We start from the raw sequence: 21687 nt of genomic DNA, 5'->3' as shown, positions 1-21687 counted from the left end.
AGCGCGGCAGCACCCCGCGCGGGCCGTGGCGGGTGCGGATCATGGGAGACTCGCCCCCATGAACGGCAAGGCGACGACGACTCGGACACGGCTGGACAGAGGCCGCAGCGCACTCGGCCCCGCGCTCGAACTGGTGCATACGGGCCGCGCGCCCACCCGCGCCGTCCTCACCGCCGAGCTCGGTGTAACCCGCGCCACCGCGGGCGCCGTCGCCGCCGAACTCGAAGCCCTCGGTCTCATCCGCGTCGACCACAACCCCGGCGCAGCCGCCGGCTCCCAGGGCCGCCCCTCCCACCGCCTCGCCGTCGACGACAGCGGCCCCGTCGCGCTCGCCGCCCAGGTCCACTCCGACGGATTCCGCGCCGCGCTCGTCGGCCTCGGCGGACAGATCGTGGCCACCGCCCCCGGCTGTGTCACCGTCTCCGCCGACCCCGCCCAGGTCCTCGGCGCGGTCGTCGACGCGGGCGCCGACCTGCTCCGCGCCAGCGGCCGCCGCTGCGTCGGCGCCGGACTCGCCGCGCCCTCCGCCGTCGCCGAACCGGAAGGCACCGCCCTCAATCCACTCCACCTCGCCTGGCCCGCGGGCGCCCCGGTCCGCGAGATCTTCGCCGAGCGGGTACGCGCCGCCGGCATCGACGGGCCCGCCTTCACCGGCAACGACGTCAACCTCGCCGCACTCGCCGAACACCGCCACGGCGCCGGCCGGGGCGCCCGTGACCTCCTGTGCGTCGCCACCGGACACCGCGGCGTCGGCGGCGCGCTCGTCCTCGACGGCCGCCTCCACACCGGCAGTTCGGGACTCGCGCTCGAGGTCGGCCACCTCACCGTCAACCCCGAGGGCCGCCCCTGCCACTGCGGCAGCCGCGGCTGCCTCGACGTCGAGACCGACCCGCTCGCCTTCCTCACCGCCGCCGGCCGCACCCCCGGACCGGAGGTCTCCCTGCTCCAGCAGTCCCGCGACCTGCTCCGCGACCGGCCCGCCGACCCCGGTGTACGGGCGGCCACCGAGGAGCTCATCGACCGCCTCGGCCTCGGCCTCGCCGGACTCGTGAACATCCTCAACCCGGACCGCATCATCCTCGGCGGCCTCCACCGCGAACTGCTGGACGCCGACCCGGAACGACTGCGCGCCGTCGTCGCCGACCGCAGCCTGTGGGGCCGCAGCGGGGGAGTGCCGATCCTGCCGTGCACCCTGGACCACAACAGCCTGGTCGGCGCGGCCGAACTCGCCTGGCAGCCCGTCCTCGACGACCCGCTGGCGGCCCTGGGCCGCCCCGCCGCCTGACGGCGGGGGAGCTGGAGGAGTTCCACCCGTGAAGTCCCCCACGTCGCTCGCGAATTCGCTGGGCAGGGGGGCGCCAGGGGAACTAGTGTGCGCCCTCATGACCACTGATGATCTTCCTCCGGCGCTCGGCCGCCATCTGACCTTCCACGGCCCGCTCTCCGAGGCCCGCGCCACCCGCCTGATCGACCGGCTCGCCGCCGGGCGGCCCGCCACCGTCCTCGACATCGGCTGCGGCTGGGGAGAGGTGTTGCTCCGGGTCCTGGCCGCCGCGCCGGACGCGTGCGGCACCGGCATCGACATCGAGACCGGCGACCTGGCCCACGGCCGGGAGCTCGCCAAGGAGCGCGGCCTTGCCGACCGCGTCACGTTCGTCGCCGAGTCCGCCCTCGGCACCGGTCAGGGCCCGGCCGACCTGGTCCTGTGCCTCGGCTCCAGTCACGCGCTGTGCGACCCCGACGGGCCGCACGACCCTGCCGCCGCCCTGCGGGAACTGCGCCGGCTCGTGGCACCCGGCGGCCGGGTCGTCCTGGGCGAGGGGTTCTGGCAGCACCCGCCCACCCAGGAAGAGCTCGCCGGCATGTGGCCCGGAGCGCAGGGCGGAGACCACCTCGTGCTCGGCGCTCTGGTCGACCTTGCCATCGAGGCCGGATTCCGGCCCGCGCGGATCGAGACGGCGACCGACGACGAATGGGAGGAGTTCGAGTCCGGCTACCGCGAGGCGACCGAGGTCTGGCTCGCTGCCAACCCCGCCCACCCCTCGGCCGAGGAGACCCGGGCCCGCGTCGACCGCCAGCGCTCCACCTGGCTCAACGGCTACCGCCGGGTCCTCGGCATTGCCTACCTCACGCTCGTACCGGTGGACTGACCGGCGCGAGGGACAGCGCCCGCGCCGGATTCACCTGGAGCATCCGCTCCACCAGCTCCTTCCCGAGGGTGAGTTCAAGGCGCGGGCGCAGCCCGCCCAGCAGATGGGGCGTGCCCGGAGTGCCCGGCACGGTCGTGTCCCCGCCCAGCAGCAGCCGGTCCGCGAACCCGGCCTCGGCCAGCGCCGCAAGCGCCTCGGGCAGCCGTCAGTCCGTGCCGTGGTGCGCCCGTGACGGCCCGTCGAAGGCCAGGTAGGCGCCCGCCCTCGCCGCCTCACGCTGGACGGCCCCGTCCGGGAAGCGGCCCAGATGACCGAGGACCGCGCGCTCCGCGCCATCCCCTCCCGCCCGCAGAGCAGCTCCGAGTGCGGACCGCCCCGGCCCCCTCCGCGGTGCTCACCACTGCCTGCCGCGGGGCAGCGCGCCCCGGTGGGGATCGGACACGTGGAGCACCTGGAAGACCTCTCCGGCCGCGTCGGGGGCCGCCCCGGCCCAGAGAGTGAAGTGGACCAGCTCCCACCGCCGGGGATCGATCGCCACGGCCGCGGCGGCCACGCTGTCCAGACCCGTCACGCGCGCGTGCTCCGCGAGGGCCCGCTCCACGGCGTCGACGGGCGCCTCCCCGGGCGCCAACCGCTCACGCCGCCGGGTGGCCGCCCGGGGTACGGCCCCGGCAGCCGGGCCCTCCTCGTGCGCGAGCCCGGTCCAGTGCTGCACCTCAGGGCGCCCGAAGTCCTGGACGACGCCCTGGAATCCGGGGCTCCAGAGGAAGGAGTTCATGCCCTCGGGGGTGGTCCAGAGGTAGAACGGCGCGCACTGGTTCACCGGCGACCCGTCGACCCCGCGCTCCCGGGTCAGGTACGCCTTGATCCCGAGGCCGGGGAAGTCGTCGAGCAGGTGCCCCCTGGTCGCCACCCGATTGCGGATGATGTCCATGTCGTAGTCGGCGGGCAGAGTGATCTCGTACTGCATGGCGTGCATGTGTGGCCGTTGCTCCCTCAGGCGTCGGTGGTGGACTGCGCCGCACGGCCGGGCGCGAGCAGCGCGAGCAAACCGCGGACCGCGCTGTCGAAGGCGGTGGACGAGCCGGACGCGCGGGCCAGGACGTAGCCGCCCTGCACGGTCGCCACGATCGTCGCCGCGGTCTCCCGGGGATCGGTCCCGGCGTCGAACTCGCCCGCGTCCACGCCCTCCTGGACCAGCTCGGCGAGCCGCCCGCGCAGCCAGTCGACGGTCTCCTCGACCGGCGTCCGCAGCGCGTCGTCCGCGATGACCTCCGGGTCCATCGTGAGCCGCCCGACGGGGCAGCCGCGCAGCACATCGCGCTCGCGCAGCAGGTACGCCCGGATCCGCTCGTACGGCGAGCCACCGCCCCCGAGAACCGCCTCCACGGCGAGCGCGCCGCCGCGGCCGCCCCGGCCCGCGCGCCGTCCCCGACGAGCAGTCGCCCATCGCTCTGCTGGGGCACCGCTTCGCGGCGGGTGAGATCGGCGAGGACGAGTACTGGCGCCGGCTGTCCGTCCTCGACGAGCAGTTCGGCACCCGCCCGAAGGGGGGGTGCCGGGCGACCGTCGCGCGCGTCGTCCGTGAGGTCAGCCCGCGACCGCCGACCGCGTCGCCGGCCGGGGGCGGGCATGGCGTGCGGGAGCCTTCTCCGGGGCGCCGAAGGGGGCGTCGTCCGACTCGGCGAAGGGCCCGCGGGTCGCGGCCGCCGCCTTCAACGCGCCCTCAGGCGTCACCGATTGCGTGGCCGGGGTCGTCGCGGGTACCGCCATCAGGTGCGGGGGAGCGGTCAGGGTGAACCAGACGACCTTCCCGCCGCCGTCCTGCGGCCGTACGCCCCAGCTCTCGCTGACCGCCTCGATGAGCGCGAGCCCGCGCCCCGAGGTCTCCAGGCCGTCGGTCGCATGGACCGACGGCAGCCGGGGATCGTGGTCACGGACGGAGACCGTCAACCGGTCGAGCAGCAGCTCGATCTCGACCGTGCAGGTCTTGTCCGGCTGGGCGTGCCGGTGCACATTGGTCAGCAACTCGGTGACACCCAGCGCCGCCTGGTCTATCAACGCATCGAGATGCCAGTAGCGCAGGTGTGCAGAAACGATTCTGCGGACCTGACCGATCCGCGACGGCAGGGCTTGCAGCTCCACCGTGCAGTGCCTGCTTGGTTCGCTGATCACGGCTGCGACTCCCCGAAATTGGTCCGGAAGAAGACGAGGATCGGATCCTGCTTGGCTGCCTGCGGTGCATACCGGCGGAGGCTGGGTCGCAGCGTAGTCGCCGGTGAACCCGGAGTGAGGTCGTTCCAGCGTGAACCAGGAGTGACCGTCGCGCAACTCGCGGCGACAGGGGCGCGTGAGGCGCGACCGGCGCGTTACCCCGGCGCGTTCGGTCGGGCTCGGCCCTGTCCGGTCAGGTCCGGTTGCGTTGAATCAGCCGTTCCATCAGCCCGTCGAAGGCGTTGCAACGCGTTCGTACGTGCGCGAATCGGCGCCATACGTGTCGTCGGTTCGTGTACGGGTCCACGCGCTCGGCCCTGCGCGGCGCCGTAGCTCGCGGGCGCGCCTGACCACGGCCGCCCGCCCCCGTCCGCTCAGCTTCCTTCGCCGCCCGCGCGCCGCACCGCGGCGAGGAAGCGGCCCACCGGCTCGGCCGTGCCGTGGCTGTCGTGATCGTCCATCGTCAGGCGGTACCGCTTGCCGTTGACGGTCGCGACCGTCTCGTCCGGACCCGCGAACCACGGGCGTCCCGCCCGTACGGCCCGGACCGGCGCACTGTCGATCTCCCGCCCTGAGCTGGTCAGCAGCTCCAGCCTGCCGTCCTTGATCAGGACCTCGCCGGCCCGCGTCAGGGAGCGGGGCCACCGCTCGATCCGCACGCGCGTCGCGCTGAACTCGGGCTCCGACATGACTCTGTGCCCCCTTCGACCGATTGCTCTCGGCCAGTCTGCCCGCCTTCGCGCGTCTCAGCCAGGGGGCGGCGCCCAGCTGTCCGATATCCGACCCCCGGCGCGGCCCACGACGGCCTCCAAGCGCCCCCTATGGAGAGTCAAAGTGAACGTTTGTGCAGGTGAGGGGGTTATGGTCGCTGTAGGGGACCAGGAGCGAAACAGAAGCAGGAGACGGACCCATGAGCACCGCCGAGAAGAGCAGTCACGCCATCCGGGGCGAGGCCATGGCCACCATCGACGTGGACCGCAGCGACGCCGAGTACCGCACCTGGCTCAAGGAGGCGGTGCGCAAGGTCCATGCCGACGCCAACCGTTCCGCCGACACCCACCTGCTGCGTTTCCCGCTCCCGGAGGAATGGGGCATCGACCTCTACCTGAAGGACGAGTCCACCCACCCCACCGGCAGCCTCAAGCACCGGCTGGCCCGTTCGCTCTTCCTCTACGGCCTGTGCAACGGCTGGATCCGTCCCGGCAAGCCGGTCATCGAGGCCTCCAGCGGCTCCACGGCCGTCTCCGAGGCGTACTTCGCCAAGCTGATCGGCGTGCCCTTCGTGGCGGTCATGCCGCGCACCACCAGCCCCGAGAAGTGCCGGCTCATCGAATTCCACGGCGGCCAGTGCCACTTCGTCGACGACTCGCGCACCATGTACGAGGAGTCCGCCGCCCTCGCCGAGCGCACCGGCGGGCACTACATGGACCAGTTCACCTACGCCGAGCGGGCCACCGACTGGCGCGGCAACAACAACATCGCCGAATCGATGTACCAGCAGCTGCGGCTTGAGCGGTACCCGGAACCGGCCTGGATCGTCGCCACCGCCGGCACCGGCGGTACGTCGGCCACCATCGCCCGCTACGTCCACTACATGCAGCATGACACCCGCGTCTGCGTCGCGGACCCGGAGAACTCGTGCTTCTTCGACGGCTGGACGCAGGGCGACCCGCTCGCCACCAGCGACTGCGGCTCCCGTATCGAGGGCATCGGCCGCCCCCGGATGGAACCGTCCTTCGTCCCGGGCGCCATCGACCGCATGATGAAGGTGCCGGACGCGGCGAGCGTGGCCGCCGTACGCGCCCTGGAGAAGGCCATCGGCCGCAAGGCCGGCGGCTCCACCGGCACGGGGCTGTGGAGCGCGCTGAAGATCGTCGCCGAGATGGTCGCGCAGGGCCGCAAGGGCAGCGTGGTCACCCTGCTCTGCGACCCGGGCGACCGCTACCTCGACAAGTACTACTCCGACGTCTGGCTCGCCGGACAGGGCCTCGACATCGCGCCCTACACGGCCGCGATCGAGGAGTTCCTGGCCACCGGCGCCTGGCCCGAGTGACGTCGCCGGCTCAGCGGCCCGCCGTACGGGACGCGAGGCGGCGCTCCAGGCCGCGCATCGCGTCCCGGAAGGACCGGCCCACCCCGGGGCGCAGCACCCTCATGACCGTCCGCAGCGCGGCGGGCCCGTCCACGGCCATCGTCCAGCGCACCCTGGTCCCCTCCGGGGTGGGGGCCAGCCGCCACTCCTCCAGCATGGCCCGCACGCCCGGGGCGTTGCTCTCGTCCACGCGGTAGGCGTACCGGGAACCCGGCTCCCTGGCCATGATCGTCTCCTGGAAGCGGGTGCCGCCCCGGAGCCGGACCGCTCGCCCCGCCCCGCCCCCGGTCGGCGTCGCCGAGACCACCGCGCCGAACCACGACGGCCAGTCCTCCACGTCGTCGGCCAGCGCCTTGTAGACCGCGTCGGGCGGGGCGGCCAGCTCCGCCGTGAAGACCAGCCGCACGGGGGCCGTCTCGACGAAGTCCAGCTCCACGGGGCTCAGTCGGCGTGCCATGGACCGTACCTCCAGGCGGAAGGGGTGGTGCGGGGCCCGCACACGATAACTGTCGCGCCGTCAGATGTCTTGTGCCCTGGCCTCTTCCGCCAGCACACCCGCCAGCGCCCGCCCGAAGAGCAGCCGCCCCGCCCTCCGGAGAGCCGGGTCGAAAAGCCGGGGCAGCCCCCGCAACCGCAGCGCCTCCTCCCACACGACCCGGGCGCCGCTCCCCTCCGCGTACACGGTGATCTCGGCCCGGCCGAGGACCACCCGCCCCCGCTTCGCCAGCCTGCACACCCCGGGCCGCCCCGCCGAGGGCGGCTCCCAGCGCACGACCTCCATCGGATCGTCGACACCCAGCCGCCCCACCCCGGTGCGCACCACGAAGCGGCTCCCCAGGCCCGGAGGACCGGGCGTGACCGTCCGGGCCCGGGTGAGCGGTACGCCCGCCGCGTGGGCCGACCAGTCGGTGACCCGCTCCCACGCCTCGGCCGCACTCATCGCCGTACGCCGTTCGACCACGAAGACGCTCACCTGATGATCGTAGGCCGGGACAGCCCCGAGAGTCCTGACAGCGCTCACAGCCCTGACAGTGCCTCGCCGATCAGGGCGACACCGTCCTGAATCTCACCCGGGGTGCTCGCCGCGTACCCGAGTACCAGGCCGGGCCGGTGCGGGCGCCGGCAGTGCCACGACAGCGGCTGGACCTTGACGCCCGCGGCGAGAGCGGCCGCCGCGAGACCGGTGTCCGACAGCCCCTCATCACCGAAGGTGATGGTCAGATGCAGGCCCGCCGCCGCGCCGTACACCACCGCGCCCGGCAGCGTCGCGGCGACGGCGGCCACCATCGCGTCCCTGCGCCGCCGGTGCCGGGCGCGGACCAGCCGCAGGTGCCGCTCCAGCTCCCCCGACTCCATCAGCCGCGCCGGAACGAGCTGAGGGAGCAGCGCACTGCCCAGGTCGGCGTAGCGCTTGGCGTCCAGCAGGGCCTCCCGCAACGGAGCCGGGGCGAGCACCCAGCCCAGACGCAGCGCCGGAGCGAGAACCGCCCTTCCCCGACGGATCCTTCGACCACCTCTTCATCTGCTTCGTCCTCGAACACCTCACCGACCCGGCCCTCGCCCTGCGGCGGCTACGGCGACTGCTGCGCCCCGGCGGCACACTCACCGTCATCGAAGGCGACCACGGATCGGCCCTCTTCCACCCCGACTCGGCCCATGCCCACGCCGCCATCGACTGCCAGGTGCGCCTCCAGGCCGCAGGCGGCGGCAACGCGCTCATCGGCCGCGAACTGCATTCGCTCCTCACCGGCGCCGGCTACCGCGACATCTCCGTCCGGCCCCGCACCGTCTACGCGGACGCCGACCGCCCCGCACTCGTCGAAGGCTTCACCCGCGGCACGTTCATCGCCATGGTGAACTCCGTACGCGACGAAGCCCTCGCCGCCGGACTCACCACCCCGGCCGACTGGGCCCGCGGCATCACCGACCTCCACCGCACGGCGGAGCCCGGCGGCACCTTCTCGTACACCTTCTTCAAGGCGGTGGCCCTCTTGTAGGAGCTCGGTTCTCCCCCTGGCTTCGCCGGGGGGACCCCCACCGGGGCGCTTTGAGCGTGCGCCGACGGTCGATCGTGCTCGGCCCCCTCGTTGGGGGCGCGCGGGCGTACAGGCGGTCGGGGTGGGCCTGGGACAGCTGTCAGACCGTGTCGTCCTCGCCCGCGATCAGAAGGCCCGGGATGTGTTCCGACATCTCCGCGCGGGTCTCGGCCGACAGGCCCCCGTCCGTCACCAGGGTGTCCACGTCCTCCAGGCGGGCGAACGAGCTCAGGCCCACCGTGCCCCACTTGGTGTGGTCCGCGACCACCACCACCCGCCGGGCCGAGTGGACCAGGCGGCGGTTCGTCTCCGCCTCCGCCAGGTTCGGCGTGGACAGGCCCGCCTCCACCGAGATGCCGTGCACCCCCAGGAACAGCACGTCGAAGTGGAGCGAGGCGATCGCCTGATCGGCCACCGGCCCCACCAGCGAGTCCGACGGCGTGCGCACCCCGCCGGTGAGCACCACCGTCGCCGCCCCCGGGCGCGGGCCGCCCGAGGAGCCCGGGCGCTGCGCCGTGTGGAACACGTCCGCCACCCGCACCGAGTTCGTCACCACCGTCAGGTCCGGCACATCCAGCAGCTGATGCGCCAGCGCGTACGTCGTCGTCCCGCCGGACAGGGCGATCGCACTGCCCGGCACGGCCATCGCCGCGGCCGCCCGCGCAATGTCCTCCTTCGCGGTCGGCTCCAGCGACGACTTCGCCTCGAACCCCGGCTCGTGCGTGCTCGGCTCCACCACCGGCACCGCACCCCCGTGCACCTTCGCCACGAACCCCTGCCGGGCCAGCGCGTCCAGATCCCGGCGCACCGTCATGTCCGACACGTTCAGCCTGCGGGTGAGCTCGTTGACCCGCACCCCGCCGCGCCGCCGCACCTCGTCGAGGATCAGGGCGCGCCGCTGCTCCGCGAGGAGATTCTGATTGTCACTCACCGCCGGGCCGGTCCTTCCAGAGGGGATTGGGGTCGGATTCCGTGAGACCACCTGCACGGGCGCACGGCCATCCGCGATTCTGTTGCTGCCGCGCATCCTCCCACCACGAGAGCGAGTCACCGAAGTGCCCCCTGCCACACCGGCCCCGCGGAGCGGGGGTGCCGCCCTCGAACTGCTGGTCCATGGCGTCGGCGGCGCCACCCCTCAGGCCATGCTCGACGATCCCAGGACCGTCAGGGTCACCGGCGACGCCACGGCCGCCATGCACCGCCGCGCCGACGACACGGACGCCGAGGACCACCCCGAACGGTACGACGAACGGCCCGTCCCCGAGGCGTACTGCTGGTCCAACCTCACCTCCGGCAACGGCGCCCGCGCCCTGTGGCTCCTCCTGCTGCCCTTCATGGTCGCCAACCTGGCCCACTGGATGCGCCCGCCCACCGAGGACCAGCCAAGGGCCGTACGGTTCTACGGCGTCCTCGTCCGGCTCGTCGCCCTCTCCCTCACCGTCCTCATGACGGCGGCCGCCTGCGAGGTCGCCCTCGACCTGACGGCCTGGCAGTGCGCGGGCACCGCCGCCTGCGCCGAGGAGCGGTCCTGGCTCGGCTTCGCGTCCGCCGCCCGCGACGGCTGGTGGTCCCAGCCCGGCCGCCGCCTCGCCCTCGCCGCGCTCGTACCGACCGCACTGGTCACCCTGCTCTGGTACCTCTCCAACCGCACCTGGAGCGCCTACGAGGCCGAACGCCCGCGGACCTTCGACGACCACGACGAGGACCTGCCGCAGGCGGCCGAGGCCCCGGCCGGTGAAGCGCCGACGGCCACGACGCCCCCGGCCGCCGTACGGCCCGCGCTCGGCCGCCCCGGCTTCTGGTACGGCCGCCGCCTCGTCGCCCGGCTCCGTGCCGCCCACACGGCCGCCGGTCTGCTCACCGTCGCCGCGGGCGTGGCCGGGGCCGCCGCCCGGCACGACCGGGCCGCCGGCGGCACCCTGCGCGAGATCCTGGCCTGGACCGTCGAGGGGACCATCGCCGCCGCCGCGCTCTTCGTCGTCGTGGTCGTCTGCCGGCGCGGACGCAGCGAACGGCGCGTCGACCACCGCGTGGACCGCGCCCTGGTCAACTGGCTCCCCGAAGCCTCCCTCGGCCTGCTCGCCCTGGCGATGGTGTACGCCGCCTGGTCCCGGCCCGCCTGGCGGTCCTCCGGCACCCTGCCCGGCGAAGTCACCTTCACCGCCCTCGCCCTTGCCCAAGGAGCCCTCGTCGTCGCGCTCGGCGTCGTCGCGCTCGTCCTGCACCGCCGCACCCGCCACCCCCGTACCGCGATGTACGGACTCGGCGGCCCCTCCGTCGCCATGCTGGCCTGCGCCCTCGGCGGCGTGATGACCGGCGGCGTCGCCCAGCGCGTCGCCGACTGGCTGGACGGCCCCGGCACCCCCGGCATGGAGCGAAGCCCCATCGTCGGACCGCCCGTCCTGCTGAGCTGGCAGGCCTCCGTCATCCCCGTACTGCTGCTCCTGCTCGCCGTACCGGCCCTGTTCCTGGTTGCCCGTACCGTCGCCGCCGCCCGCCGCTCCGTGGCCGTGGTCGAGGCCGAGTACGAGGTGGACCGCCCCGACCCCGTCCGCAGCCGCCGGATCTCCGCCACGCGCGCGTGGGCCTCCCTCACCGACACCGCACCCGTCCTCGTCGGCATCCTCTCCGGGGCGACCCTCCTCCTCGGCGCCGCCGCCGTCGCCGGATCCATGGCAGGCAAGCAGGTCCCCGGGCGGGTCTTCGACGACGCCCACCCCTTCGTCGCCGCCCTCGCCGACTCCGCCCAGGCGCTCGGCTCCTGGCTCATAGGGTTCGGCTTCCTGCTCTTCGTCGCCTGCGGCCGCCGCGCCTACAAGGACGCCTCCGCCCGCCGCACCATCGGCATCCTGTGGGACGTGGGCACCTTCTGGCCCCGTGCCGCCCATCCGTTCGCCCCGCCCTGCTATGCCGAGCGGGCCGTGCCCGACCTCACCTGGCGGATGTGCTCCTGGACCGACCGCACCGGCGGACGGCTCGTCATCTCCGGCCACTCCCAGGGCAGCGTGCTCGCCGCGGCCGCCGTCTGGCAGCTGCCCCCGCAGACCCGCAACCGCGTCGCGCTGCTCACCTACGGCTCGCCCCTGGAGCGGCTCTACGGCCGCTGGTTCCCCGCCTACTTCGGCCCCGGACCACTCGCCGCCCTCCACCGGGAAGTGCACTGCTGGCGCAATCTGTGGCGGCCCACGGACCCGATAGGAGGCCCCGTCCACCTGCCCGCCCACGGCGACAAGCCCGCCGTGGACCGGGAGGCGCTGGCCGACCCGGTCGTATACGGCCGCACCGACAACCACCCGCTGCCCGAGCCGATCCTCGGCCACTCCGACTACCAGGCCGACCCGGCGTTCGCGCAGGAGCGGACCGGGCTGCTCGATCTGCTGCCGCCCGCTCTGCCCCGGCAGCGCACCGGCGGCCTGCCCTCTCAGGGCAGTTCGGGCAGGTCCTCCGGATAGAGCAGGGTCAGGTCGTCCGTGCTCGCGTCCGCGAGCGCGGCGACCCGGCCCGCGTGCCGCTCCACCATCGACTCGAACGTCTGCCGGGCGGTACGGCCGTTGCCGAACGCCGGCCCCTTGGGCAGCTCGGTGAAGTACTTCACCAGCGCCTCGGCGGTGCCCTCGGCGAGCCGGTACTCGTGCTCCTCCGCCTGCTGCTCGACGATCCGCACCAGCTCGTCGGGGACGTAGTCGCTGAAGGTGATGGTCCGTGAGAAACGGGACGCCACCCCGGGGTTGACGGTGAGGAACCGCTCCATCTCGGCCGTGTACCCGGCGACGATCACCACCACCGCGTCCCGGTGGTCCTCCATCAGCTTCACCAGCGTGTCGATCGCCTCCCGGCCGAAGTCCCGGCCCGAGTCCTCCGGCGACAGCGCGTACGCCTCGTCGACGAAGAGCACCCCGCCGCGCGCCCGGTCGAACGCCTCCTGCGTACGGATCGCGGTGGACCCGATGTGCTCGCCGACCAGATCGACCCGGGAGACCTCCACCAGATGCCCGCGCTCCAGCACGCCCAGCGAGGCCAGGATCTCGCCGTACAGCCGGGCCACGGTCGTCTTGCCGGTGCCGGGGGAGCCGGTGAAGACCAGATGGCGGCGGACGGAGGCGGCCTTCAGCCCGGCCTCCTGCCGCTTGCGGCCCACCTCGATCATGTTGGTGAGCGAACGGACCTCGTGCTTGACGCTGTCCAGGCCGACGAGAGCGTCGAGTTCACCGAGCACGTCGCCGGAGGACCGGGCCGGCTCGGCGGGTGCGGGCGGCGCCGCGGGCTGCTGCACGGGCACGGCGGACAGCAGGCCCACCGTCTGCGTCGCCGTCTGGGAGAGCGGTGCGGCCGGCGCTGGTGCGGTGGAGCGTACGGCGCTCTCGTCGCTGGTGCAGTCCTGCGCGACCACGCCGTCCTCGGTGAACTCGTAGCCCGCCCGCGCGCACCGCTCCGTACGGCACCCGCGCAGCGTGGTGCGGCAGCCGTCCATCACATGGAAGCCATAACCGCCGCTGCCGGTCACCCGGCAGCCGACGAACGAGCCGCGGCCCTCCGCCGAGACGTAGAACCCGGCCTCGGCGGGCGAGGTGACCGTGACCCGCTCGATGGTGGGGTCCGCGCCCTTGGTGACGATGACGCCCGTCTGGACCGCGTCGACAAGGCAGTTGGCGAGCGTGCCGCCGCTGCCGTGGTCCCGGAACCAGGCGCCGGTGGACGCCTCCCGGATCCGGCAGTCGTCCAGCTGGGCGGTCGCCCCGTCGCTCACCGACACCGCCGTGTTGCGCACCTGAGAGAGGTCGCTGTCGACGACGTCGACCCGTGAGCCCCGGTCGAGCACGAACAGCGCGTCCGGCACGTCGTGCACCCGGCAGGCGTCCAGCACGGCGGTGGCTCCGTCGCTCACCCAGACCGCCGGATAGTCGCCCGTACTGTCGTGGATCTCGCACTGGTTGGCGTCCACCCGGGTCCCCGGGTCCCACACCGACAGGCCGTTGCGTCCGAACCGGCGGACCGTCGAACGGGTCAGGGTCAGGACCGAACGCGACCGCAGATCGACCGCGTTCTCCGGGATGTCGTGGATGTCGCAGTCCGACAGCGTCAGCACCGCGTCCGTGTCCAGGGTGATGCCGTCCGCCGAGGTGCGGTGCACGGTCGAGTCGGTGAGATGGGCCGTCGCGCGGGCGGCGATCTGCACCCCCGAGCCCTTGATCTCGTACACCTCGCAGCCGACCGCCTCCAAGGCGGTGCCCTCGCCGGTCACCGCCAGCCCCGCGCCCGAGGAGTGGTGCACCCGGCAGCGCTCCAGACGCGGATGCGCGCCCCCGCGGACCGAGACGCCCGACTGGCCGGCCGCCACGACCTCGCACTCCTCGAAGACTCCGCCGGCGCCGTCGACCACGGCGATCCCGACGCCGGCCGGGTTGTCGACCGTGCAGCGCCGTACGGTCGGCCGGGCCGCGCCCCGTACCTCCACACCGGCCGCCGAGCGGGTCACGATCCGCAGGTCGAGGAGTTCGGGGGTGCCGTCCTCGATCAGCAGCGCGGGCGCGGCCGAGTCCTGGCCCTCCACGTGCAGATCCTGGACGGTGGCCGAGGCGCGTACGGTCAGCGGCACCCCGTCCGCGGGAGCGATCCGCACCGAGCCGACCGCGCCCTCGGGACCGCGCAGTGTCACGGCGCGTCGAAGGACCAGGTTCTCCCGGTACGTTCCTGGCGAGACGGTGAGGATGTCACCGTCGGCGGCGGCCTCCAGGGCTGCGGCGAGGGAGGCGTACTCGCCCGTGCGGCGGCGCCACCGCGATGTGCCGGTGTGCGTCACCTGGACCGTGCCCTGTGCCATGGTGCTGCTCGTCCCCCAGCTCGTGAGCGTGTCGGTGATCCGATCGCACCACCGTAGCGCGCGCGACGGCGCCGAGTTGACCGCTCGGCCGCGCGCCCGGCTCCCGGGCCCGTGACAGGGAGGCGGGGCAGCGGGCACGCTCGGAAGGACCGCGCCCGACTGCCGGCAGGGGAGGAACCGTTGTCCGGTGCCGCGCTACTCGACGATCTTCACGGCGTCGCCGACCCGGATGGTGCCGGTGTGTTCGGGCACGAGGTTCTGTCCGAAGACCAGCTTGCCGCCTTGGCGGCGGTGCTGCCCGAGCGTGCGCAGCGGTTCCCTGCCGCGCTCGGTGGTGCGCTGGTCGGTGGTGGTCACGACGCACCGGCCGCAGGGCTTGACGACCCGGAAGGTGACCTCTCCGATGGCGAGCCGGGTCCAGTTGTCCTCGTCCCAGGGAAGGGTGCCCTCCAGGACCGCGTTCGGCCTGAACCGGTTCATGGGAAGCGGGCCCTCGTGGGCGTGGTCGCCCTCGGCGATGAGCGCGTTGAGGGCGTCGAGAGAGGCGGTCGTGGTGACGAGGAGCGGATAGCCGTCGGCGAAGCTCACCGTTTCGCCGGGCAGTGCGTACTTCGGATTGATGGGCCTGCGGTACGACGGGTCGTCCATGTGCACAAGCCGTACGTCGCAGCCGAGGTGGTCGCTGAACCAGGCGTCCGCGTCCCCGCCCACGGGCACGGCCTCGACCTTGGTCTCGAAGACCTCCACCGAGACCGTCGTCGAGGGCTCGGGGACGGCGACGCTCAGCTCCTCGAGACCGGGCGCGGCCAGCCGGATCCCCCCGCCCGGCAGCGGCTCGGCCGAGGCCAACGCCATGCGCGGATGCCGCCGTTGGGTCACGACCTTCCCGGATGCGTCGACCAGCGCCCAGCGGCGGTCCCCGGCGAGTCCCCACGGCTCGACCGCCGCCTCGGCGGGAGCGAAGCCCTGGATCGCCTTGACCGGGTGGATGTGGACGGAACGCAGCGCGGGATTGGGCATGCACCCATCCTGCCAGGCGCTCCGTGCGGCGATCCGGTCAGTACCCCCCGCCCTGGTAGGGGCGGTTGTACGGATCGTCGTACGGAGCGGCGGCCGGTACGGGGCGCGGCGCGGCGGGGCGCATCGCCTCGTAGCCGGTGGCGACCGGGCGCGTCTGCATCGGCTGCGGGCCGGGGTAGCCGCGAGGGGCGACCGGCTGCTGCGGGATGTACGGCGCGGGCGCCTGCTGCAGCGGCACCGGCATGGGCTGCTGCTGCATCTGCTGCGGGTAGCCGTACCCGCCGCCGTAGGAGGGGGAGGACTGGCTGGGACCCGCGGGCAGGGCGGGCAGCGCCGCGGGAAGGGCCGGCAGATGGTTGCCGGGTGTGTCGTATGCGGCCGGTACTCGGATCGGAGCGATCTGAGGCGTGCCCCGCTCCGCGACCAGGGAGTCGTAGATCGGAGTGTCGGGGAACGACGGCGCGGTGTAGTAACCGCCGCCGTAGGTGGCGCGGGGGGAGGTCATGGCACATAAGTTAAGCCCACGATGTGCTCTATGGGGAGCCCGATAAGAGGGTTGTTTTACGGGTTGTGGGAAGCCTACGTTCCACAATGCGAGCGAACGTGGGAAAAACGGTCGCCGACAGCCGTAGGGATCGTGTAAAGGGCAGCTCGGAGGGGGTTACCGTCGGGTCACCCGAAGCGACCCCGAACCCCCTTGGAGTTGCCGGTAATAGCTTGGCCATACACAAATCTTCGTGCACGTGGACCGCGGGGAGAATGATCATGTCCATGCTTAAGGGAGCGAATGTTCCGGTGCCCGCACCACGTGTGCGCGTGGAATTGGGATGGCGTTCAGGCACCGGCGTGCCCGACGTCGACGCCTCCGCCCTCCTGCTCGTCTCCGGAAAGGTCCGCTCCGACGCGGACTTCGTCTTCTACAACCAGCCCGCCCACGGCTCCGGCGCCGTCCGGCACGACGGCAAGCGGACCTCCGGCGGAGCCGTGACCGACACCCTCGCCGTCGACCTCGCGCGCGTGGAGCCCGCGATCGAGCGGATCGTCCTGGCCGCCTCCGCCGACGGCGGCGCCTTCGGCCAGGTCCCCGGACTGTACGTACGCGTCCTCGACGCCGCCGCCGGCACCGAACTCGCCCGCTACGACAGCCAGGACGCCACCGTCGAGACCGCCTTCATCCTCGGCGAGCTCTACCGCAGGCAGGGCGGCTGGAAGTTCCGCGCGGTCGGGCAGGGCTACGGCAGCGGGCTCGAAGGCCTCGCCACCGACTTCGGCATCACGGTCGACGACCCGCGCCGGCCCGCGCCCGCCCCGGCCGCCCCCGCCCACGTCCCCCGGCCGGCCGCCCCGCCGCGTACGACACCCGCTCCCGCGCCCGGGCCCGTACAGCTGTCGAAGGTGACGCTGACCAAGGAGGCCCCGACCGTCTCCCTCGCCAAACAGGGCGGCAGCTCCGGCGCCCTGCGCGTCAACCTCAACTGGGAGGTGCGCAAGCAGTTCCAGGGCTGGGCCGCCAAACTCGGCCGGGCCGTCGCCCAGCACGCCGACCTCGACCTCGACCTGTGTGCCCTCTTCGAACTCGCCGACGGCCGCAAGGGCGTCGTCCAGGCCCTCGGCAACGCCTTCGGCGCCCTGCACCAGCCCCCGTACATCCATCTCGACGGCGACGACCGCACCGGCGCCCTCGCCGGCGGCGAGAACCTCACCGTCAACCTCGACCACAAGGACAAGCTCCGCCGCGTCCTCATCTTCGTCACCATCTACGAGGGCGCCCGCAGCTTCGCCGACCTCCACGCCACCGTCACCTTGCGCCCGCAGCACGGCGCCCCCGTCGAGTTCTTCCTCGACGAGTGCACCGTCCCCTCCACCGTCTGCGCCCTCGCCCTCCTCACCCACGAGAACGGCGACCTCGTCGTACGCCGCGAGGCCCGCTACCTCGTACCCCCGCGCGGCGTCAGCCCGCAGCGCACCATCGATCAGGCCTACGGGTGGGGCATGAACTGGACCCCGGGCCGCAAGTAGCCAGCCGAGGCCGCCCCGCGCCGGGCGGCCTCAGCGCTCGGGCGCCGGCTGCGGACGGGCGTACGTACGCCCCTTCCAGGCGGCGCCCCGGCCCCGGTAGTGCTGCACGGCCGAGTCGACCGTCATCAGCAGATACAGCAGCGCCGTGAACGGCAGCGTCGGCGCCAGCACCAGCGGCTGCCGGTAGTAGCGCAGCATCGGCAGGTACGTGCCCGCCATCACCGCCCACGCGAGCCCACCCGCCCAGGCCGCCGCCGCGTCACCGCCGAGCACCCCGGCCACCAGCGCCACCGGCGGTGCCAGATACACCAGCGCGAGCCCGGCGACCGTCCCGGCGAGCACCAGGGGGTTGTGCCGCAGCTGCGCGTAGGCGCTGCGCGAGACCATCCGCCACAGATCGGCGAGGCGCGGATACGGCCGGACGCTGTCCACCCGCTCCGCGAGACCCAGCCAGATCCGCCCCCCGCTCCGGCGCACCGCCTTAGCCAGCGACACGTCGTCGATCACCGCGTGCCGGATCACCTCCGGCACCCCCGCCCGCTCGGCCGCGTCCGCCCGCAGCAGCACACAGCCGCCCGCCGCCGCCGTCGTCCGCGCCCCCTCACGGTTGATCCGGCGGAAGGGGTACAGCTGCGCGAAGAAGTAGACGAAGGCGGGCACCACCAGCCGCTCCCAGCCGCTCGCCACCCGCAGCCGGGCCATCTGCGAGACCAGATCGAGCCGGTTGGTGACGGCCGCCGCGACCAGCTCCCGCAGACTGTCCGGCTCATGCGCGATGTCGGCGTCCGTCAGGAGCAGAAACTCCGGTTCACGGGCGCGTGCCAGCCCGATGCCGTGCCGCAGGGCCCACAGCTTCCCCGTCCACCCCGGCTCCGGTTCACCCGGACGGGTCACCGTCAGCGGCAGCCCGCGGCAGTCGGCGGCCAGCTTCCGGGCGACCTCCGCCGTGCCGTCCGTACTCCCGTCGTCGACCAGCACGACCTCCGCGTCGCCCGGATAGTCCTGGGCGAGCAGGGACGGCAGGCTCACCGGCAGGACATGTGCCTCGTCCCGGGCCGGCACGACGACGGCCACCCGCGGCCAGTGCGGGGGACCGGCCCTGCGCGGCAGCCGCTGGTCCGTTCGCCAGAAGAAACCCTGACCCAGCAGCAGCCACCCCCAGGCGGCCAGCGACCCCACGGCAATCCAGGCAATGGCGCTCATTCGCCGCAGTCTGCCCCAGAAAGTCGGCCGCGCAAGGCCCGTCGGCTAGGGTGACCGGGTGAAGATCGCGCTCATGGACTCCGGAATCGGCCTCCTGGCGGCGGCCGCCGCGGTGCGCCGGCTGCGGCCGGACGCCGATCTCGTCCTCTCCTCCGACCCCGACAACATGCCCTGGGGCCGCGGTACGCCGGACGACGTCATCGCCCACGCTCTCGCCGTCGCGCGGGCCGCGGCCGCCCACGGCCCGGACGCCCTGATCGTCGCCTGCAACACCGCCTCCGTCCACGCCCTGCCCGCGCTCCGGGCCGAGCTGGAGCCCCGCATCCCCGTCATCGGCACCGTCCCGGCCATCAAGCCGGCCGCCGCGAGCGGCGGGCCCGTGGCCATCTGGGCTACCCCGGCCACCACCGGCAGTCCGTACCAACGCGGTCTGATCCGTGACTTCGCCGCCTCCGTGCCGGTCACCGAGGTGCCCTGCCCCGGCCTCGCCGACGCCGTCCAGTACGCCGACGAAGCCGCCATCGACGCCGCGGTCGCGGCCGCCGCCGCCCTCACCCCCGACGACGTCCGCGCCGTCGTCCTCGGCTGCACGCACTACGAACTCGTCGCCGAACGCATCCGTACGGCCGTGCGGCCCGGCGGCGTCCCGCCCGTGGTCCTGCACGGTTCCGCCGGGGCGGTCGCCGCCCAGGCCCTGCGCCGGATCGGAGCCGAGCCCGCGCCCGCCGCGGAACCGGCCACCGGCCTGACCGTGCTGCTCAGCGGCCGGGAGTCGGCCCTCCCGGCCGAGGCGCTGAGCTATGCGGAAGGCCGTCTGCTCGCCTCGGCGGCCGCTCCCGCCCGCTGACTCCGACCGGGCCGCCATGAGCGGAACGTGCGTACGCTGTGACGCATGAGGGACCACTCTCGTAGCACCCCCCATGCCGACGAGCCCCTGCCCGAGGTGTGGACGGGCCGCGCCACCAACCGCATCCAATGGGTCCTCGCGGGGGCCGGGGCGGCGTGCATCGCCCTGGGTGTCCAGCTTGCCGTGGACTCCCAGTGGACCTCCGGCGCCGCGCTGCTCATGTCCGTCATCGGCTGTGTCGCGGCAGGCCTGCTGATGCTCTTCGGCACACTCGCCTTCGTCCATGTGGCGGTCACGGTGGACCGCCACGCCCTGGAGGTCCGCTGCGGCCACATGGGCGTACCGCGGCGCCGGATCCTGCTCGACCACATCGTGGGCGCGGAGTTCGAACCGAAGGTCAACCCCCGGAACTGGGGAGGCTGGGGCTACCGCTGGCGGCCCGAACAGGGCACGGCCGTGGTGGTCCGCAGAGGCGAGGGCCTGGTCCTGACCCTGTGGGACGGCCGCAGCTTCACCGTCACCGTCGACGACGCCGAATCCGCGGTCCGGGTCATCCGCGAACGCCTGGGGACGCCCCCCAGCGCGGCGGCCAAGGCCTGAGGCCCGGAGCGCGCCCCCGCGACCAGTCCGCCGGGCGTCCGGCCGACGCCACAGACATGCGCCGTAGACTCCGCAACGTGAGCGCCACCATCACCCCCGTCGGTCCGTCCGACGCATCCGACGTGCCAGAACCCGCCGCCGACCGGGGCCGCACGCTGCTCCGGCGCTTCACGCGGCCCGGGGCCGCCGTGCTCTCCGGAGCGCTGCTCTACCTGAGCTTCCCGCCGCGGCCCCTGTGGTGGCTCGCCCTGCCCGCCTTCGCGCTCCTCGGATGGACGCTCCGCGGCCGCCGCCCGCGGGCCGGCTTCGGCCTCGGCTACCTCGCCGGGCTCGGCTTCCTCGCGCCCCTGCTCATCTGGACCGGATCCTTCGTGGGAGCGGGACCGTGGCTGGCCCTGGTCGCCGCCGAGGCGCTGTTCGTCGGCGGTACGGGGCTCGGTATCGCCGTCGTCTCCCGGCTGCCGGCCTGGCCCGTGTGGGCCGCCGCGGTCTGGGTCCTCGGCGAGGCGGCACGCGCGCGTGCCCCCTTCGGCGGCTTCCCCTGGGGCAAGATCGCCTTCGGTCAGGCCGAAGGCGTGTTCCTGCCGCTCGCCGCGCTCGGCGGTACGCCCGTCCTCGGCTTCGCCGTCGCCCTGTGCGGTTTCGGCCTCTACGAGACGGTCCGGGTGCTCCGCGCGTACCGGGCGAGCCGCGTGCTGCCGCGCGGCCCGCTGGCCGCCGCGGCGCTCACCGTCCTCGTCCCCGTCGCCGGCGCCTTCGGGTCACTACCCCTGGTGGACGACTCCGCGCAGGACGGCACCGCCACCGTCGCCGCGATCCAGGGCAACGTGCCCCGCCTGGGCCTCGACTTCAACGACCAGCGCCGCGCGGTCCTCGACAACCACGCCCGCCGCACCGAGCAGCTCGCGGCCGACGTCGCCGCGGGCAAGGAACCCCGCCCGGACTTCGTGCTGTGGCCGGAGAACTCCAGCGACATCGACCCGTATCGCAACGACGACGCCCGCCTCGTCATCGACCGGGCCGTGCGGGCCATCGGCGCCCCGACCGTGATCGGTTCGGTCCTCACCCCCGACACCGGGAAGCTGCGCAACACCCTCATCGAGTGGGACCCGCGGCGCGGCCCCGTTGCCACCTACGACAAGCGGCATGTGCAGCCGTTCGGCGAGTACATCCCCCTGCGGCCGGTCGTACGCCTCTTCAACGAGAACGTCGACCGGGTCAGCCGCGACTTCGGGCCGGGCGACAAGGTCGGCGTCTTCGACCTGGCCGGCACCAAGGTCGGCCTCGCCACCTGCTACGAGGCGGCGTTCGACTGGGCGGTCCGGGACACGGTCACCCACGGCGCCCAGCTGATCTCCGTGCCCAGCAACAACGCCACCTTCGGGCGCAGCGAGATGACCTACCAGCAGCTGGCCATGTCCCGGGTGCGGGCCGTCGAACACAGCCGTGCCGTCGTCGTGCCGGTCACCAGCGGCGTCAGCGCCATCATCCGGCCGGACGGCACGATCGTGGAGGAGAGCGGGATGTTCACCCCGGCCGCGCTGGTCGCCGAGGTGCCGCTGCGATCCACCCAAACCCCCGCCACCCGGATGGGCACGCTTCCCGAGGCCGCACTCGTCGCGCTCGCCCTGGCCGGTCTCGGCTGGTCCACCACGCGCGGCATCCGGGCCCGACGCGTCTAGGGT

At 73.6% G+C, this 21687-nt stretch carries 19 protein-coding genes and 4 pseudogenes; 10 read left to right on the top strand and 13 right to left on the bottom strand.

All coding sequences use genetic code 11. The features are described from left to right. The first annotated feature begins 58 nt into the window (after positions 1-58). Entirely contained in the window at positions 59-1285 is a 1227-nt protein-coding gene (locus IEZ01_RS25450; RefSeq protein WP_019884288.1) for an ROK family protein, read from the top strand. A gap of 97 nt (positions 1286-1382) precedes the next feature. Beyond that, positions 1383-2150, top strand: a complete 768-nt coding sequence (locus IEZ01_RS25445; RefSeq protein WP_189203953.1) for an SAM-dependent methyltransferase — start codon at positions 1383-1385, stop codon at positions 2148-2150. Here the strand turns inward: IEZ01_RS25445 and IEZ01_RS35195 are convergent. From IEZ01_RS35195 to IEZ01_RS25430, 3 genes and pseudogenes are all read right to left on the bottom strand, one after another. Next, positions 2128-2561, bottom strand: a pseudogene (locus tag IEZ01_RS35195) (phosphotriesterase family protein); the annotation flags it as partial. The gene IEZ01_RS25445 and the pseudogene IEZ01_RS35195 overlap by 23 nt on opposite strands. Continuing rightward, positions 2545-3129 carry a DUF4865 family protein gene (locus tag IEZ01_RS25435; RefSeq protein ID WP_189203949.1) on the bottom strand — a complete coding sequence of 195 codons (585 nt, stop codon included), beginning with the start codon at positions 3127-3129 and terminating at the stop codon, positions 2545-2547. The gene IEZ01_RS25435 and the pseudogene IEZ01_RS35195, both read right to left, overlap by 17 nt. A 17-nt stretch (positions 3130-3146) precedes the next feature. Next, positions 3147-3533, bottom strand: a pseudogene (locus IEZ01_RS25430) (TetR family transcriptional regulator C-terminal domain-containing protein); the annotation flags it as partial. A 5-nt stretch (positions 3534-3538) separates the two neighbouring features. Here IEZ01_RS25430 and IEZ01_RS35190 point away from each other — a divergent pair. Then, positions 3539-3706 (top strand): annotated as a pseudogene (locus IEZ01_RS35190) (SHOCT domain-containing protein); the annotation flags it as partial. A 34-nt stretch (positions 3707-3740) separates the two neighbouring features. On the opposite strand, the gene IEZ01_RS25425 reads toward IEZ01_RS35190, so the two are convergent. Both IEZ01_RS25425 and IEZ01_RS25420 read right to left on the bottom strand, forming a co-directional pair. Next, positions 3741-4325 carry an ATP-binding protein gene (locus IEZ01_RS25425; RefSeq protein WP_078513229.1) on the bottom strand — a complete coding sequence of 195 codons (585 nt, stop codon included), beginning with the start codon at positions 4323-4325 and terminating at the stop codon, positions 3741-3743. 413 nt (positions 4326-4738) lie between these two features. Continuing rightward, entirely contained in the window at positions 4739-5053 is a 315-nt protein-coding gene (locus IEZ01_RS25420) for a hypothetical protein (protein WP_019884281.1), read from the bottom strand. A gap of 221 nt (positions 5054-5274) precedes the next feature. Here IEZ01_RS25420 and cds1 point away from each other — a divergent pair, with 221 nt between their 5' ends. Next, positions 5275-6417 carry an L-cysteine desulfhydrase Cds1 gene (cds1, locus tag IEZ01_RS25415; RefSeq protein WP_019884280.1) on the top strand — a complete coding sequence of 381 codons (1143 nt, stop codon included), beginning with the start codon at positions 5275-5277 and terminating at the stop codon, positions 6415-6417. 10 nt (positions 6418-6427) lie between these two features. Here cds1 and IEZ01_RS25410 read toward each other — a convergent pair whose 3' ends face one another. The 3 genes and pseudogenes from IEZ01_RS25410 to IEZ01_RS25400 all read right to left on the bottom strand — a co-directional run. Continuing rightward, complete coding sequence (locus tag IEZ01_RS25410; protein ID WP_028797237.1) at positions 6428-6913, bottom strand: SRPBCC family protein; 486 nt, start codon at positions 6911-6913, stop codon at positions 6428-6430. 60 nt (positions 6914-6973) lie between these two features. Continuing rightward, positions 6974-7429, bottom strand: a complete 456-nt coding sequence (locus IEZ01_RS25405; RefSeq protein ID WP_028797236.1) for an SRPBCC family protein — start codon at positions 7427-7429, stop codon at positions 6974-6976. 44 nt (positions 7430-7473) lie between these two features. Next, a pseudogene (locus tag IEZ01_RS25400) lies at positions 7474-7941 on the bottom strand (aminotransferase class I/II-fold pyridoxal phosphate-dependent enzyme); the annotation flags it as partial. A 35-nt stretch (positions 7942-7976) separates the two neighbouring features. On the opposite strand from IEZ01_RS25400, the gene IEZ01_RS25395 reads away from it, so the two are divergent. After that, the gene (locus tag IEZ01_RS25395) at positions 7977-8453 is read left to right on the top strand and encodes a methyltransferase domain-containing protein (protein WP_373287667.1); all 477 of its coding nucleotides are present in this window, start codon (positions 7977-7979) and stop codon (positions 8451-8453) included. Between the two features lie 139 nt (positions 8454-8592). Here the strand turns inward: IEZ01_RS25395 and IEZ01_RS25390 are convergent, their stop codons facing one another. Beyond that, positions 8593-9423 (bottom strand): DeoR/GlpR family DNA-binding transcription regulator, encoded by an 831-nt coding sequence (locus tag IEZ01_RS25390; RefSeq protein WP_189203947.1) that lies wholly within the window; start codon positions 9421-9423, stop codon positions 8593-8595. Between the two features lie 124 nt (positions 9424-9547). Here IEZ01_RS25390 and IEZ01_RS25385 point away from each other — a divergent pair, with 124 nt between their 5' ends. After that, the gene (locus IEZ01_RS25385; protein ID WP_189203945.1) at positions 9548-11944 is read left to right on the top strand and encodes a hypothetical protein; all 2397 of its coding nucleotides are present in this window, start codon (positions 9548-9550) and stop codon (positions 11942-11944) included. Here the strand turns inward: IEZ01_RS25385 and IEZ01_RS25380 are convergent. The 3 genes from IEZ01_RS25380 to IEZ01_RS25370 form a co-directional block, all read right to left on the bottom strand. Beyond that, a complete protein-coding gene (locus tag IEZ01_RS25380; protein WP_019884270.1) occupies positions 11914-14313 on the bottom strand; it encodes a right-handed parallel beta-helix repeat-containing protein in 2400 nt (799 codons plus the stop codon). The two genes, IEZ01_RS25385 and IEZ01_RS25380, sit on opposite strands and share 31 nt — an antisense overlap. 195 nt (positions 14314-14508) lie before the next feature. Further along, positions 14509-15333: an MOSC domain-containing protein gene (locus IEZ01_RS25375; RefSeq protein ID WP_019884268.1), complete on the bottom strand. Its 825-nt coding sequence runs from the start codon at positions 15331-15333 to the stop codon at positions 14509-14511. Positions 15334-15370: 37 nt separating this feature from the next. Beyond that, positions 15371-15838: a DUF6643 family protein gene (locus IEZ01_RS25370; RefSeq protein WP_019884267.1), complete on the bottom strand. Its 468-nt coding sequence runs from the start codon at positions 15836-15838 to the stop codon at positions 15371-15373. A 266-nt stretch (positions 15839-16104) separates the two neighbouring features. On the opposite strand from IEZ01_RS25370, the gene IEZ01_RS25365 reads away from it, so the two are divergent. Beyond that, the gene (locus IEZ01_RS25365) at positions 16105-17352 is read left to right on the top strand and encodes a TerD family protein (protein ID WP_028797235.1); all 1248 of its coding nucleotides are present in this window, start codon (positions 16105-16107) and stop codon (positions 17350-17352) included. A gap of 30 nt (positions 17353-17382) precedes the next feature. Here IEZ01_RS25365 and IEZ01_RS25360 read toward each other — a convergent pair whose 3' ends face one another. Beyond that, positions 17383-18555 carry a glycosyltransferase gene (locus IEZ01_RS25360; RefSeq protein WP_028797234.1) on the bottom strand — a complete coding sequence of 391 codons (1173 nt, stop codon included), beginning with the start codon at positions 18553-18555 and terminating at the stop codon, positions 17383-17385. A gap of 58 nt (positions 18556-18613) precedes the next feature. Here IEZ01_RS25360 and IEZ01_RS25355 point away from each other — a divergent pair, with 58 nt between their 5' ends. The 3 genes from IEZ01_RS25355 (at position 18614) to lnt (ending at position 21684) form a co-directional block, all read left to right on the top strand. Beyond that, on the top strand, positions 18614-19402 hold the full coding sequence (locus tag IEZ01_RS25355) for a glutamate racemase (protein WP_019884264.1): 789 nt from the start codon (positions 18614-18616) through the stop codon (positions 19400-19402). 45 nt (positions 19403-19447) lie between these two features. Then, on the top strand, positions 19448-20002 hold the full coding sequence (locus IEZ01_RS25350) for a hypothetical protein (protein WP_028797233.1): 555 nt from the start codon (positions 19448-19450) through the stop codon (positions 20000-20002). 77 nt (positions 20003-20079) lie between these two features. Continuing rightward, the gene (gene lnt, locus IEZ01_RS25345; RefSeq protein WP_019884262.1) at positions 20080-21684 is read left to right on the top strand and encodes an apolipoprotein N-acyltransferase; all 1605 of its coding nucleotides are present in this window, start codon (positions 20080-20082) and stop codon (positions 21682-21684) included. The last annotated feature ends 3 nt before the right edge of the window (positions 21685-21687 follow it).

The organism is Streptomyces purpureus, assembly GCF_014648195.1.
GTDB lineage: Bacteria > Actinomycetota > Actinomycetes > Streptomycetales > Streptomycetaceae > Streptomyces > Streptomyces purpureus.
The sequence above is the reverse complement of the archived record's forward strand: the minus strand, read 5'-3'. Positions and strand labels throughout refer to the sequence as shown.